Origin of the sequence: Stenotrophomonas sp. a6 (assembly GCF_030913325.1) — a bacterium.
Taxonomy (GTDB): Bacteria; Pseudomonadota; Gammaproteobacteria; order Xanthomonadales; family Xanthomonadaceae; genus Stenotrophomonas; species Stenotrophomonas maltophilia.
The window spans coordinates 1,701,122-1,714,237 of sequence record NZ_CP133161.1; the positions used below are offsets into that span (position 1 = coordinate 1,701,122).

Consider the following 13,116-nt stretch of genomic DNA (forward strand, 5'->3'; position numbering starts at 1 on the left):
ATCCGTACATGAGCACGACACCGACCATCCTCCTCGTCCATGGATTCTGGGGCGGGGCCGCACACTGGGCCAAGGTGATCCTGGAACTGCATCGCAACGGCCACGACCGTGTGCAGGCGGTGGAACTGCCGCTGACCTCGCTGGCCGACGACGCAGGGCGCACCCGGAAAATGATCCGGCAGATCGACGGGCCGGTGCTGCTGGTCGGCCACTCCTATGGTGGCGCGGTGATCAGCCAGGCCGGTAACGAACCCAACGTGAAGGGCCTGGTCTACATCGCCGCGTTCGCGCCCGATGCCGGCGAGAGTCCCGGTGGCATCACCCAGCAGCACCTGCCGGAGGCGGCGCCGAACCTTGCGCCGGACAGCGATGGCTACCTGTGGCTGCGTGCGGACAAGTTCCATGAGAGCTTCTGCCAGGATCTGAGCGAGGACGAAGGCCGGGTGATGGCCGTTACCCAGAAGGCACCGCTGGCCAGCACCTTCGGTGATGCGGTCAGCGACCCGGCGTGGAAGCACATGCCGAGCTGGTACCAGCTGTCCCGCCAGGACCGCATGATCGCGCCGGAAAACCAGAAGGCCATGGCCGCAAGGATGCAGCCCAGGCGCCTGCTGGAGCTGGATGCCAGCCATGCCTCGCTGGCTTCGCAGCCGAAGGAAGTGACCGCGCTGATCCTGGAGGCCTGCGCCGCCATCGGCGGCTGATCCCGCGCCAGCACTCCGCACGACAGCCGCGGCGCAGGGGAGTACACTCCTGCGCCGCGGCTGTCCGGCCGCGTCCCTCTCTTCCCTCCAGCCGCCGCCAGAGGATCCCACCCTATCGTGGAGGTCCCGCCGTGCTGTCTGTGCCTGTTGTCCATACGCCGTCCCCCTTGCCGCGTCGCCGCGCGTTGCCGCAGGCGCTGGCCCGGGGTTTGCTGATCGCTGCTCTGGGCAGCAGCGGTATTGCTGTTGCGCAGTCCAGTACGGATCCAGCCAAGGATTCGCAGGCGCCTGCATCACAGACCCTGCAGACCGTGCAGGTCACGGCCAACCTGCTCGGTACCATCACCGAGGGCAGCGGCGCCTATACGCCCGGCACTATTGCCACCGCGACCCGCCTGGTGCTGACGCCACGGCAGACCCCGCAGACCATCAGCGTGATCACCCGCGCACAGATGGATGACTTCGGCCTGCACGGCATCGACGACGTGATGCGGGTGACCCCCGGCATCAGCATCGTCACCTACGACAGCGAACGCACCGAGTACTACGCGCGCGGCTTTGCGATCCAGAACTTCCAGTACGACGGCATTCCGATGTCGCGCAATTCGGCGTACTCCGCCGGCAACACGCTCAGCGATACCGCCATCTACGACCGCATCGAGGTGCTCAAGGGCGCGACCGGCCTGTTGACCGGCATGGGCGATCCGGGTGCGACCATCAACCTGGTGCGCAAGAAGCCGGGCAAGGACTTCGCCGGCAGCGCCTCACTGGGTGTCGGCCGCTGGGACGACTACCGCGCCGAGCTCGATGTGGGTGGCCCGCTGACTGCCGATGGCCGCGTGCGTGGCCGTGCCGTGGGTGCCTGGGAAGACAAGCACTCCAACCTGGACAACTACCAGCGCACCAGCAAGGTCGGCTATGCCGTGGTGGAAGCCGATCTGGGCGATCGCACGCTGCTGTCGGTCGGTGGCGACGTGATGGACAGCGACCCGAAGGGGTCGACGTGGGGCGGCATTCCGCTGCTGGACAGCGCCGGCAACTTCAACCGCATGCCGCGCTCGTTCAACAATGGTGCGCAATGGGCCGGCTGGCGCCAGTACGTGCGTACCGGTTTCACCACGTTGGAGCACACGTTCGCCAACGATTGGATTGCCAAGCTGCAGCTCAACCACCAGGTCAACGGCTATGACGCCGCACTGGCCGGTGCCGCTGCCGGCAATCCTGATCCGTTGACCGGCGAGGGCGTCAGCCTGTGGCTCGGCAAGTACGTTGGCAAGACCGTCAGCAATGCCGCCGACTTCTATGTGAGCGGGCGTTTCGGCCTGTTCGGGCGAGAGCATGAGCTGGTGGTCGGTGGCAGTGCCTCGCGCAAGCGCTGGACCAATACCGGCTACGGCCCGCAGGCGGGGTTCCCGGATACCGTGCCGGACTACAGGACCTGGAATGGCGACATTGCCGAACCGCAGTGGCAGCGCACCTATGACAACAATGAAGTGACCCGCGACAATGGGCTGTACGTGGTTGGCCGCTTCGATCTGGCCGATCCGTTGAAGCTGATCGTCGGCAGCCGCCTGGCCAGTTACCGCTCGCCGGACACGCGAGAGACCGGTGTCCATGTGCCCTATGCCGGCGTGGTCTACGACCTCGGCGAGCATTATTCGGTGTATGCCAGCTACAGCACCATCTTCAAGCCGCAGGGCGAGCGTGACGAGCAGGGCAAGGCACTGGATCCACTGGAGGGCCGCAGCTACGAGGTTGGCCTGAAGGCCGAGTTCTTCGATGGACGCCTCAATGCCAGTGCGGCGCTGTTCCAGCTTGATCAGGACAACTTCGCCCAGCCCACCGGCGGCAAGACACCGGATGGCCTGGATGCCTACCGCGCCTTGATGGGCGTGCGCACCAAGGGTTACGAGCTTGAAATGTCGGGTCAGCTGGCCGAGGGCTGGCAGGTGCAGGGTGGGTTCTCCCACAAGATTGCCCGCCAGGCGGGCACCAAGGTGACCACGCTGGAACCGGAGAACCAGTTCAGCCTGCACACCCGCTACCGTCTGCGTGGCGCCTGGCAGGCGCTGACGCTGGGTGGTGGCGCACGCTGGCAGGATTCGACTTTCGGCGAGATCACCAACCCGGCCACGCGGGCCAAGGTGGTGCATCGCACGCAGCCGTACTGGTTGCTCGATGCGATGGCGCGCTACCAGTTCAACGATCGCCTGTCGGCCACGGTCAACGTCAACAACCTGCTCGACAAGCGTTACTACACGATCTTCAACTGGTACAGCACCTACACCTGGGGTGAGCCGCGCAACGTGCGGTTGAGCTTGAATTACAGGTTCTGACGCAGATGCGCCCGCGATGCTCTGCAGCATCGCGGGCGATGTGGTTACAGCGGCAGGTCGAACACCAGCACTTCGGCATCGTTGCCGTTTTCCAGCGTCAGCTGGGCTTCGTCGCTGACCTGCAGCGCATCACCGGCTTCCAGGGTGATGCCGTTGACCTGCAGCTGCCCACGGGCCACCTGCACATAGGCGCCACGACCGTTGCCAAGCGCATGGTGCAGCTTCTGGCCGCCATCGAGGATGGTGGCGAAGATGCGGGCATCCTGGTGGATGCGCAGCGAACCGTCGGCACCGTCCGGCGAAGCGATCAGGCGCAGCTGGCCGCGCTTGGTCTCCGGTGCGAAGTGGGTCTCCTCGTACGACGGCGTGATGTTCTCGGTGTCCGGGAAGATCCAGATCTGCAGGAAGTGCACGGTATCGTCGGCGGAATGGTTGAACTCGCTGTGGGTGACGCCGCTGCCGGCGCTCATGCGCTGCACGTCGCCGTAACGCAGCACCGAGCCGGTGCCCATCGAGTCCTTGTGTTCCAGCGCACCGCCCAGCACGTAGGAGATGATTTCCATGTTGCTGTGGCCGTGGGTGCCGAAGCCCTGGCCGCCGATCACCTTGTCTTCGTTGATCACCCGCAGCGGGCCGAAGCTGACGTAGCGCGGGTCGTAGTAGTTGGCGAAGGAGAAGGTATGGCGCGAGGACAGCCAGCCATGCTCGGCCAGGCCACGGGTAGCGCTCTTGCGGATCTGCAGCATGATGGAATCTCCTTGTTCGATGGTTTCGATGGGGCGGGGTGGGCCAGTAGCCGCTGTGTTTCCCCGTTGGAGAGAAGTATCCGCTTGCGCCCGGGGTTTGAAAAACGGATAGTTTTGACGTCCATCATCGAAAAATTCGAATGCTCAAGCTCAGCCTCGATGCCCTGCAGATCCTGGATGCCATCGACCGCCGCGGCTCGTTTGCCGGCGCCGGCAAGGCCCTGCACAAAGTGCCCTCGACCATCTCCTACACCGTGGCCAAGCTGGAGGAGGACCTGGGTGTTCAGCTGTTCGACCGGGTCGGCCCGCGCGCCGAACCGACCGAGGCCGGCCGCGCGCTGCTGGACGAGGGCCGGCACCTGCTGCGCGCCGCCCGCGAGTTGGAACTGCGGGTGCGCCGGGTGGCGTCGGGCTGGGAGACCGAACTGACGCTGGCGGTGGATTCGGTGTTCCCGACCTGGCTGCTCGGCCCGGATATCGCCGCGTTTCGTGAGGCCGAGGCACCGACCCGGCTGCGATTGATCGGCGAGGCCCTGTCCGGCACCTGGGAGGCCCTGCTGGACCGCCGTGCCGACCTGCTGGTCGGCGCGCCGGGTGAGGGCCCCAGTGGCGGTGGTTACGTGGTCGAGCCGCTGGGCACGGTGGAGTTCGTGTTCGCGGTCGCGCCCGGTCATCCGTTGGCCGCAGTGCCGGGTGTGCTGGGTCGCGAGCAGCTGGTCGAGCACTGCGCGATCGCGGTCTCTGATTCCGCGCGCAGGCTGCTGCCGCGCACGGTCGGCTTGTTGATGGGGCAGGAGATGCTGACGGTGCCGGACATGGCCAGCAAACTGAAGCTGCAGTGCGAAGGCGTGGGATTCGGTTTCCTGCCCGAACCGTGTGCGCGCGCTGCGGTGGCGCGCGGCCAGCTGGTGATCCGTGAGGTGGAGGAACACAAGCCGGAAGAGACCTTCTGGCTGGCCTGGCGCACCGGAGAGGATGGCGCCGCACTGCGCTGGTGGCGCGAGCGCCTGCGCAGGCCGGAGCTGCTGTCGCAGTGGTGGCAGGCAATGGCCAGGGGGTAGGGTTTGGCAGGGCTGCGCCCTGCACCCGCTACGATCCAGAGCAACAGCAACAGCAGAAGCTGGTTTCCTGAGGGATGGCGGGGTGGGTCCGGTTGCGGGAGACGCCGTAAACCCGTCCTTGGGGGCTTGGCCGCGGCATCCATGCCGCGGACACTCCCGCAACCGGACCCACCCCGCCTTCGACAGTTTCCGCGATCTGTCGGAACGCCGTACTGCTCTGGTAGGTGTCGACCTTGGTCGACACGGTAGATCCACGCCATGCGTGGATGCTCTTCGATCAATTGTCGAAATGTTCGAACTCGATGGAGATTCATCCACGCATGGCGTGGATCCATCAGATCGCGGAAATCTGTCAGAGGTGGGGCGGTGTCGGAGTGCGGGGTGTCAGCCGCATGGATGCGGCTGCCAAGCCTACATGGACGTACTTGCGGCGTCCCCGCACTCCGACACCGCCCCGCCAGCCCACGGAATGCCAGCTTTTGCCGTTGCCGTTGCCGTTGCCGTTGAGGTTGCCGGCCAGCGGCCGGCACTACCAGGGTGCAGGGCACAGCCCTGCCGAAAAACACACATAAAAAAACAGCAGGCCGAGGCCTGCTGTTTCGGTGTAATGGTGCGCCCGGAGAGATTCGAACTCCCGACCGCCTGGTTCGTAGCCAGGTACTCTATCCAACTGAGCTACGGGCGCCAATTACATGAACTTGTTGTGCTGACTGTGTATGGTGCGCCCGGAGAGATTCGAACTCCCGACCGCCTGGTTCGTAGCCAGGTACTCTATCCAACTGAGCTACGGGCGCGCGGTACACAATCAAATTTTACTGCATTTCCAGCGGCGGATGCTGGAAACCTGTCGAGTGGTGCGCCCGGAGAGATTCGAACTCCCGACCGCCTGGTTCGTAGCCAGGTACTCTATCCAACTGAGCTACGGGCGCCCTGCGACAGGAGCGGAATTATGCGGATGTCGGCGCGTACCGTCAACAGTTTTGTGAAAATTTTCATCCAACTGAATGAAAAAGCTGTCAGCCACGGCATCAGGGGCCTTCAGCCACGCGAAATGATCGGCGCGCGTGCCCAGTTCCTGCGCGGACAGCACGCGCAGCTGCGCGTCCACATTCGGCAGCTTCGCCAGCAGCGTCTGCATCGATCCGGTGGGGGCCAACCAGTCGTGCTCCATCAGCACCGCCTGTGCGCTGCCATGCACACGCGCCATCTGCGCATCGAGGTCTTCGTCCATGCTGACGGCGGCGTAATGGTTGTTCAGGCCGACGCGCGCCCAGTCGGCGATCAGCCCGCGCGCTTCGGTGCCACCGAAGCCGAGGCGACGGCCATGCAGCACGCCCTGGCGCTGTGCGATCCACGGCAGGAAGCGGTAGACCAGCGGCAGCAGCCAGCCACGCGGTGGTGGGAATCCGCGCCAGAACGGTGAGCCGCTGGCGGCCAGCCACAGCCGGTTGAAGCGCTGCGGGTTGCGGCCGGCATGCACGCAGGCCAGCTGCCCGCCCAGGCTATGGCCGCCGATGATCCAGGGCAGGGCGTCGCCTTCGTCATCCGCTGCGGCCAGGACGGCCTGGCTGGTCGGCAGATCCTGTTCGAGTACCTCGCGATAGCCCCAGTCCTGCGTGCGCGATGGGCGCAGCGAACTGCTGCCGTTGCCGCGCCACTCGTGCAGGTACACCGCCACGCCCTTCGCCGCCAGCGCCAAAGCCAGTGGCAGGTAGTGGCGCGCCGCCACGCCCAGTGCCGGCAGCCACAGCAGGCGTGCGATGGGCTGTGCGGGCACGCAGGCGATCACCTCGAAGCGATGGCCATCAGCGCACTGCACGGCAAGGATGTCGGGTGTGAGGCTCATGCGTGTGGTGCCGCGCCGAAGTGATCCAGCACCAGCACCTCGCCGCGGCCGGGGGCATAGCCCTGCTGCAGGCCGCGTGCAACGTAGTCGATACCGGCTTCGCAGGCATTGGCCAGGCTCAAGCCGTTGCACAACTGCGCGGCGATGGCCGAGGCCAGCGTGCAGCCGGTGCCATGAGCATCGAGGGGCAGGCGTGCGTGGATGAATTCTTCGCTGCTGACGCCGTCGAAGTAGCGATCGATCACGCGATTGCCCTCATGCAGGTGGCCACCCTTGAGCAGCACTGCGCCGGCACCGAGGTCGAGCAGGGCCGAGGCGGCCTGTTCTGCGTCTTCGCCGTTGCTGATCTTCCGGCCGACCAGCAGTTCTGCTTCCGGCGTATTGGGGGTGATCAGCGTGGCCAGCGGGATCAGGCGTTCACGCATGGCCTGCAATGCGCTGTCTTCCAGCAGGCGTGCCCCACTGGTGGCGACCATCACCGGGTCCAGTACCACGTGTGGCGGGCGATGGCGCTCCAATGCATCGGCGACGGCATTGATCACCTCGGCGTTGGCCAGCATCCCCAGCTTCACCGCGTGGATGTCGAAGTCGTCGAAGCAGGCATCCAGCTGCGCGCGCAGGAACTCGACGGGTGGCACGTGCACGGCGATGACGCCGCGGGTGTTCTGCGCGGTCAGTGCCGCAATCGCGGAAAGGCCATGCACGCGGTGTGCGGCGAAGGCCTTGAGGTCAGCCTGGATGCCGGCGCCACCGCCGGAGTCGGAGCCGGCGATGGTGAGGGCGGAAACGGGAGTGGTCGGGCTCATCGGTTGATTGTGCCGTGGTCCCGCAGGGGAAGGTAGATCCACGCCATGCGTGGATGTCCTTGATTCAATGCCGCCAACGCGCCCACTGCTGGTACAGCACATAACCCAGCCCGGTCAGGCCAGTCAGCAGGGCGGGGGCGAGCAGGGCGTCGTACTGCCAGCGCATGAACAGCCAGGCGCCGAGGATGCCGCCGGCGAGGAAGCCGCTGATGATCAGGCCGCTGAGGGTCAGCCGTCGTACCTGCAGCGGCAGCCCACGCAGCAGGTGGCCGAGGCCGATGCCGAGGTCGGTGAACATGCCGCTGAGGTGGGTGGTGCGCACCACTGCGCCACTGAAGGTGGTGGCCATCGCGTTCTGCAGGCCGCAGGCCATGGCGGCGGCCAGTGCGCCCCAGATCTGATGTTGTTCGAACAGTGGAATGGCCACCAGCAGCAGCGCCGATTCCAGTGCCAGCGCCACGCCATAGCGCCGGCCCAGCTGCAGGGCGCTGTCCTGGATCAGCAGGCCGCTGAGCATCGCACCCAGCGAGAACGCGATCAGCAGCCCCCACAGGTGCCCGACGGCGCGCCAGTCCCCCTGCGCCAGCGCCATGCCCAACTGGCTGGTACTGCCGGTCATGTGGCTGACCGCTTGGTGCTCGAAACCGAGGAAGCCGACCACGTTGACCATGCCGGCCACGCACGAGAGCGCGACCGCGCCGATCCAGACCCAGGTGGGCAGGCGTATTCCCATCGGCGGGGCCCCTCAGGGCCCGCCGAAGCCGCCGTTGAACTGCAGCTCGCTGAAGGTGTTGCTGGCCGGGTCGAACACCGCGCCCCAGAACTGCGTGCCGCCGTCACAGACGCGGATCGCTTCGCGTGCCGGATTGATGCCGCTGTCGTCGGGCAGGTGGAAGGCGTTGACGTAGATCAGCCGCTTGCCGGCGCTTTCGATGCCGACGTACTGGCGGTCGAAGTCCAGCACCTTCGGTACCTGTGCCTCCAGCGACGACAGCTGTGCCTCCAGCTGATCGATCTGCTGCCGGCTGGGTGCCCAGTAGCCGCTGACCCGCCCGGGCTCGCGGCCGGGGCTGGCGCGCGAGCAGGTGTCGAGCACCTGCGCGGCGATGATCGGGCGGGTGACCACCCAGGACTGCCCGGTGCGCTCGGCGGTCGGCACACTGGCCGGGCCGCGCGTGGTGGTGCAGGCACCGAGCACGGCTGCGAGGGTGATCGCAGCCGTGGGCAGCAGCAGGCGGGTGCAGCGGTTCACAACACCTCCGAAGCGTAATCGGCCAGGCGCGAGCGTTCGCCTCGGCGCAGGGTGATGTGCGCACTATGCGGCCAGTTCTTGAAACGATCCACCGCGTAGGTCAGGCCCGAGGTGGTCTCGGTCAGGTACGGGGTGTCGATCTGCTCAACGTTGCCCAGGCAGACGATCTTGGTGCCGGGGCCGGCACGGGTGATCAGCGTCTTCATCTGCTTCGGGGTGAGGTTCTGCGCCTCGTCCAGGATCAGGTAGCGCGACAGGAAGGTACGGCCGCGCATGAAGTTCATCGAGCGGATCTTGATGCGGCTGGCCAGCAGGTCGTTGGTGGCCTGGCGACCCCAGGTGCCGCCTTCCTGGTTGTGCGTGAGCACTTCCAGGTTGTCGGTCAGCGCGCCCATCCACGGCGTCATCTTCTCCTCCTCGGTACCCGGCAGGAAACCGATGTCCTCGCCGACGCTGACCGTGGCGCGGGTCATGATGATCTCGCGGTAGCGCTGCTGGTCCATCGTCTGCGCCAGGCCGGCAGCCAGCGCCAGCAGGGTCTTGCCGGTGCCGGCGGTGCCCAGCAGCGTGACGAAGTCGATCTCCGGGTCCATCAGTGCATTGAGCGCGAAGTTCTGCTCGCGGTTGCGCGCGCTGATACCCCAGACGGCGTGGCTGCCGTGGCGGAAATCATCGACCAGCGACAGCACTACCTTGCCGTCGCCGACCACGCGGCTGACGCGCAGTTCGACTTCGTCTTCGCCGGGCAGGTAGACGTACTGGTTCGGGTACCACTCCTCGCCGTCCTGCGCCTGGATTTCGTAATGGCTGCGGCCCTTGTCGCTCCAGCTGCGCAGGTCGTCGCCGTGGCGCTTCCAGAAGTCTTCCGGCAGCTCGGTGGCGCCGGTGTAGAGGAGGCTGAAATCGTCCAGCGCGCGGTCGTTTTCGTAGTCCTCGGACACGATGCCGGCGATGGCGGCCTTGATCCGCAGGTTGATGTCCTTGGAAACGAACACCACCGGCAGGTCCGGCGTTTCTTCCTTCAGCGCCAGGATCGCGCCAAGGATGGCATTGTCGGGAATGACCTTGCCAAAGCTCTTGCCCGCGTCGAAGTGGCTGGTCTGGAAGCGCAGCTTGCCGGCGCTCTGCTTGCCGCGCAGCTGCAGGCCGTTGGGGCGCTGCAGCGGAATGCCGTCGGCCAGGTTGTCCAGGCCGGATTCCTGCACCAGCTCGTTGAGGAAGCGGCTCACCTGGCGGGCGTTGCGGCTCGCTTCGGAGGTGCCCTTCTTGCCGTTGTCCAGCTCCTCGATCACCTGCATGGGCAGGTAGATGTCGTGCTCCTCGAATTTGAACAGCGCGGTCGGATCGTGCATCAGCACGTTGGTATCCAGCACGTAGATGCGCTTGCCTCGGGTCATCGTCGATTCCTGGTTACGGACAGGGAAAAACCACCACGGCCTGCTGCGGGGCAGGGTGATGGCAGACACAGTAGGCAGTGGGACTCACTTGGACTGGGAGGCCTTCAGTTCGGCGAGAACGGCATCGGCATGGCCGGCAACCTTGACCTTGCGCCAGGACTGCACGATGCGGCTGTCGGGGGAAATCAGGAAGGTACTGCGTTCGATGCCACGTACCTGCTTGCCGTACATGTTCTTCATCTTGATCACGTCGAAGGCGCTGCACAGCGCTTCGTCGCCATCGCTGACCAGCGGGAAGTTGAAGCCCTGCCTGGCACAGAAGTTGTCGTGCGACTTCACCGAGTCGCGAGAGACGCCGAGCACGACCGCGCCGGCCTTCTTGAACTTCGGCAGCAGGGCGTTGAAGTCGATGCCTTCGGTGGTGCAGCCGGGAGTGCTGTCCTTGGGGTAGAAGTACAGCACCAGCCACTGGCCGGCATAGTCGCCGAGAGTGGCCTGGTCGCCACCGGACAGCGCCAGCGGCAGGGAAAGGGTGGTGCTGTCCAGGGTATCGCCGTTGTTCATGAGGTCCTTCTGTCGAGCCTGGGTTGTTTCTACGACAATTGCATGAAACGCCACGCGCCCGTGAGAGGCGCGCGAAAAATCCGCACTCCCAATCAGAATTTCATCGGGTCCATGATCGCGTCCAGGTTCAGGTGGTCGCAGAACTCAAGGAAATCGTCGCGCAGCGCGGCGATGTGCATGTTGGCCGGCACGCCGATGGTGACCTGAGCACTGAACATTTCCGCACCGGTCTGCATGGCGCGGTAGCGCGTGCTCTGCAGGTTCTCGATGGTGATGCCCTGGCGGTCGAAGAAATCGGCCAGCTGGAACAGGATGCCCGGCTTGTCGGCGGCGATCACTTCGACAATGTACGGCAGCAGGTTGGACTGCGCCTGCTTGGCCGCGGTGCGGTACCAGACCAGCTTCAGGCCTTCCTCGCGCTCCAGCCGGGTCAGCATCGCCTCCAGCTTGGCCACCGAGTCCCAGGAGCCGGTGGCCAGGGCGGTGACCGAGACATCGCGGCCGACCGTGGCCAGGCGTGCGTCCACCAGATTGCAGCCGCTGTCGGCGATGCGGCGGGTGACGGACAGCAGGGGGGACTCCGGATGCGTCGTATAGGCGTTGATCAGGAGGTGGTTTTCGCTCGGCGCGGGGCGCGGGGTGGTGTCGGTCAAGGCGATTCCGGGTAATGCATGCGTTAGTCTGAATGCCCGCCAGAGGCGGGGATCCACCGGTGTCCAGCATACTTGCCCGTGCTTTCGCGCCGCAAGTAACATTCAGGTCGCCCCCGGCCTTTCGTGGCGGGCGTTTTCCCTTTCCAGCCAAGAGCAGCACGTCCTTGTCCCTTTCCGGCCTCATCACCGCGCTGGCGACCCCGTTCCGGGCCGACGGCGCCCTCGATCCCGACGGTTGGCAGCGCCTGCTGCACCTGCAACTGGAAGGTGGCGTCCATGGCGTTGTCGTTGCCGGCTCGACCGGCGAAGCGGCAACCCTCACCGATGCCGAGTACGACCTGCTGCTGGCCAGCGCGGTCGAACGCATTGGCGGCCGCATCCCGGTCATGGCCGGCACCGGCCTGTCCGGTACCGCCAAAACCATCGAACAGACCCGTCGTGCGGCCGCGCTTGGCGCCAGCCATGCACTGGTGGTCACCCCGCCCTACGTGAGGCCGACCCAGGCCGGCCTGATTGCCCATTATCGTGCGGTCGCCGACCAGGGCGGGTTGCCGGTCGTGCTGTACAACGTGCCCGGCCGTACCGGTTGCGACATGCAGCCGGAGACCGTGGCCGAACTGGCCAGCCACCCCAACATCGTCGGCATCAAGGAGGCGGTGGGCGACACCGGCCGGGTGCAGGCGCTGCTCGCACTGCGCAGCCCGCAGTTCGCCGTGCTCAGCGGCGACGACGGTACGGCCGCGCGTTCGATCCGGGCCGGTATCGACGGCCTGATCTCGGTCGGCTCCAACGTGCTGCCCGGCGCCTACCGCCGCATGTGCGAGCTGGCCGCCGCCCATGACCACGAAGCCACCGAGTCCTGGGATGCGCGCCTGCAGCCGTTCCATGATTTCTGCGGTGTTGAACCGAACCCGATTCCGGTCAAGGCGCTGCTGCGCCGTATCGGCATCGGCCATGACCTGCGCCTGCCGCTGCTGCCGCTGTCGGCGCCGCACCACGCGGCCGCCGACCATCTTGCCGGCGACATCGCCGCCCTTGAAGCCCTTTCCAGCCACTGACCTTTCGTCTTGGTCTGACCCAGGAGATTCACATGCGTCAATCCGTTTCCACTGTCCGCGTGCTGTCCTACGCCCTGCTTGCGGTGGCCGTTGCCGCCGGCACCACCGGCTGCTTCAAGCGTGGCGTCAAGGGCGACTATGCCCTGGCCCCGGAAATGCGTCCGCTGGAAGTGCCGCCGGACCTCAACCTGCCGGCCACCACCGGTGACAACAAGGTGCCGGCGCTGGTGTCGGCCACCAAGCCGGCGGCGCCGGCGGCTGCGGCTCCGGCCGTTGGCAATACCGGTTTCACCATCGCCGGTGGCAAGGATGAAGCCTTCGCCAAGGTCGGTACCGCGCTGGAAGGCGTGGAGGGCGTGACCATCGCCAGCCGCGCCCAGCTGCTCGGCTCGTATGACGTGGCCTACGAAGGCAGCAACTTCCTGGTCCGCGTGGTCGCCGTCGATGCCGGCGCCTACATCTCCGCGGTCGACCCGCGTGGCCTGCCGGCCACCGCCGAAGCGCCGGTGAAGCTGATCGCCGCGCTGAAGGCGAAGCTGGCCCAGTAAGGGCTGCCTCTGGTAGAGACTGACCTTGGTCGGCGCTTCTGTGCCAACCAAGGTTGGCACCTACCGGATCGCAAGGTTGGCATGCCGTATCGCGAGGTTGGCATACCGGTTCTGCGGTTGGCGTTCACCGGAAAACAGAAAAGGG

At 66.0% G+C, this 13,116-nt stretch carries 13 protein-coding genes and 3 tRNA genes; 5 read left to right on the plus strand and 11 right to left on the minus strand.

Going from position 1 to position 13,116, the window contains the following annotated elements; all coding sequences use genetic code 11:
- The first annotated feature begins 8 nt into the window (after window positions 1-8).
- On the plus strand, window positions 9-704 hold the full coding sequence (locus tag Q9Q79_RS07915) for an alpha/beta hydrolase (protein ID WP_005412954.1): 696 nt from the start codon (window positions 9-11) through the stop codon (window positions 702-704).
- A gap of 131 nt (window positions 705-835) precedes the next feature.
- Window positions 836-3,040: a TonB-dependent siderophore receptor gene (locus Q9Q79_RS07920; RefSeq protein ID WP_201863894.1), complete on the plus strand. Its 2,205-nt coding sequence runs from the start codon at window positions 836-838 to the stop codon at window positions 3,038-3,040.
- A 44-nt stretch (window positions 3,041-3,084) separates the two neighbouring features.
- Here Q9Q79_RS07920 and Q9Q79_RS07925 read toward each other — a convergent pair whose 3' ends face one another.
- Window positions 3,085-3,786 (minus strand): pirin family protein, encoded by a 702-nt coding sequence (locus tag Q9Q79_RS07925; protein WP_012479752.1) that lies wholly within the window; start codon window positions 3,784-3,786, stop codon window positions 3,085-3,087.
- A 140-nt stretch (window positions 3,787-3,926) separates the two neighbouring features.
- On the opposite strand from Q9Q79_RS07925, the gene Q9Q79_RS07930 reads away from it, so the two are divergent.
- A complete protein-coding gene (locus Q9Q79_RS07930; RefSeq protein WP_005409044.1) occupies window positions 3,927-4,847 on the plus strand; it encodes a LysR family transcriptional regulator in 921 nt (306 codons plus the stop codon).
- A gap of 608 nt (window positions 4,848-5,455) precedes the next feature.
- Here Q9Q79_RS07930 and Q9Q79_RS07935 read toward each other — a convergent pair.
- The 10 genes from Q9Q79_RS07935 to Q9Q79_RS07980 all read right to left on the minus strand — a co-directional run bounded on the left by Q9Q79_RS07935 (window position 5,456) and on the right by Q9Q79_RS07980 (window position 11,365).
- Window positions 5,456-5,532 (minus strand) — tRNA-Arg (locus Q9Q79_RS07935).
- Between the two features lie 32 nt (window positions 5,533-5,564).
- Window positions 5,565-5,641 (minus strand) — tRNA-Arg (locus Q9Q79_RS07940).
- A 58-nt stretch (window positions 5,642-5,699) separates the two neighbouring features.
- A tRNA-Arg gene (locus tag Q9Q79_RS07945) sits at window positions 5,700-5,776 on the minus strand.
- Window positions 5,767-6,693, minus strand: a complete 927-nt coding sequence (locus Q9Q79_RS07950; RefSeq protein WP_012479754.1) for an alpha/beta fold hydrolase — start codon at window positions 6,691-6,693, stop codon at window positions 5,767-5,769. The genes Q9Q79_RS07945 and Q9Q79_RS07950 overlap by 10 nt, the downstream gene beginning before the upstream one ends.
- The gene (gene thiD / locus Q9Q79_RS07955; RefSeq protein WP_012479755.1) at window positions 6,690-7,499 is read right to left on the minus strand and encodes a bifunctional hydroxymethylpyrimidine kinase/phosphomethylpyrimidine kinase; all 810 of its coding nucleotides are present in this window, start codon (window positions 7,497-7,499) and stop codon (window positions 6,690-6,692) included. Before thiD ends, Q9Q79_RS07950 begins: the two co-directional genes overlap by 4 nt.
- Before the next feature lie 64 nt (window positions 7,500-7,563).
- Complete coding sequence (locus Q9Q79_RS07960; RefSeq protein WP_012479756.1) at window positions 7,564-8,232, minus strand: YoaK family protein; 669 nt, start codon at window positions 8,230-8,232, stop codon at window positions 7,564-7,566.
- A 12-nt stretch (window positions 8,233-8,244) separates the two neighbouring features.
- Entirely contained in the window at window positions 8,245-8,751 is a 507-nt protein-coding gene (locus tag Q9Q79_RS07965) for a hypothetical protein (protein WP_012479757.1), read from the minus strand.
- Window positions 8,748-10,148: a PhoH family protein gene (locus Q9Q79_RS07970; protein WP_005409049.1), complete on the minus strand. Its 1,401-nt coding sequence runs from the start codon at window positions 10,146-10,148 to the stop codon at window positions 8,748-8,750. Before Q9Q79_RS07970 ends, Q9Q79_RS07965 begins: the two co-directional genes overlap by 4 nt.
- 84 nt (window positions 10,149-10,232) lie before the next feature.
- The gene (locus Q9Q79_RS07975; protein WP_005412958.1) at window positions 10,233-10,712 is read right to left on the minus strand and encodes a peroxiredoxin; all 480 of its coding nucleotides are present in this window, start codon (window positions 10,710-10,712) and stop codon (window positions 10,233-10,235) included.
- Between the two features lie 92 nt (window positions 10,713-10,804).
- A complete protein-coding gene (locus Q9Q79_RS07980; RefSeq protein WP_005409051.1) occupies window positions 10,805-11,365 on the minus strand; it encodes a glycine cleavage system protein R in 561 nt (186 codons plus the stop codon).
- Window positions 11,366-11,529: 164 nt separating this feature from the next.
- On the opposite strand from Q9Q79_RS07980, the gene dapA reads away from it, so the two are divergent.
- The gene (gene dapA / locus Q9Q79_RS07985) at window positions 11,530-12,423 is read left to right on the plus strand and encodes a 4-hydroxy-tetrahydrodipicolinate synthase (RefSeq protein WP_005409052.1); all 894 of its coding nucleotides are present in this window, start codon (window positions 11,530-11,532) and stop codon (window positions 12,421-12,423) included.
- Window positions 12,424-12,455: 32 nt separating this feature from the next.
- On the plus strand, window positions 12,456-12,971 hold the full coding sequence (locus Q9Q79_RS07990) for a hypothetical protein (protein WP_005409053.1): 516 nt from the start codon (window positions 12,456-12,458) through the stop codon (window positions 12,969-12,971).
- Window positions 12,972-13,116: the final 145 nt, after the last annotated feature.

Coding starts and splice junctions, on each gene's coding strand:
- Q9Q79_RS07930 (WP_005409044.1), top strand. CDS start 3,927: ATGCTCAAGCTCAGCCTCGATGCCCTGCAGATCCTGGATGCCATCGAC.
- Q9Q79_RS07975 (WP_005412958.1), bottom strand. CDS start 10,712: ATGAACAACGGCGATACCCTGGACAGCACCACCCTTTCCCTGCCGCTG.
- Q9Q79_RS07990 (WP_005409053.1), top strand. CDS start 12,456: ATGCGTCAATCCGTTTCCACTGTCCGCGTGCTGTCCTACGCCCTGCTT.
- Q9Q79_RS07915 (WP_005412954.1), top strand. CDS start 9: ATGAGCACGACACCGACCATCCTCCTCGTCCATGGATTCTGGGGCGGG.
- Q9Q79_RS07970 (WP_005409049.1), bottom strand. CDS start 10,148: ATGACCCGAGGCAAGCGCATCTACGTGCTGGATACCAACGTGCTGATG.
- Q9Q79_RS07960 (WP_012479756.1), bottom strand. CDS start 8,232: ATGGGAATACGCCTGCCCACCTGGGTCTGGATCGGCGCGGTCGCGCTC.
- Q9Q79_RS07950 (WP_012479754.1), bottom strand. CDS start 6,693: ATGAGCCTCACACCCGACATCCTTGCCGTGCAGTGCGCTGATGGCCAT.
- thiD (WP_012479755.1), bottom strand. CDS start 7,499: ATGAGCCCGACCACTCCCGTTTCCGCCCTCACCATCGCCGGCTCCGAC.
- Q9Q79_RS07925 (WP_012479752.1), bottom strand. CDS start 3,786: ATGCTGCAGATCCGCAAGAGCGCTACCCGTGGCCTGGCCGAGCATGGC.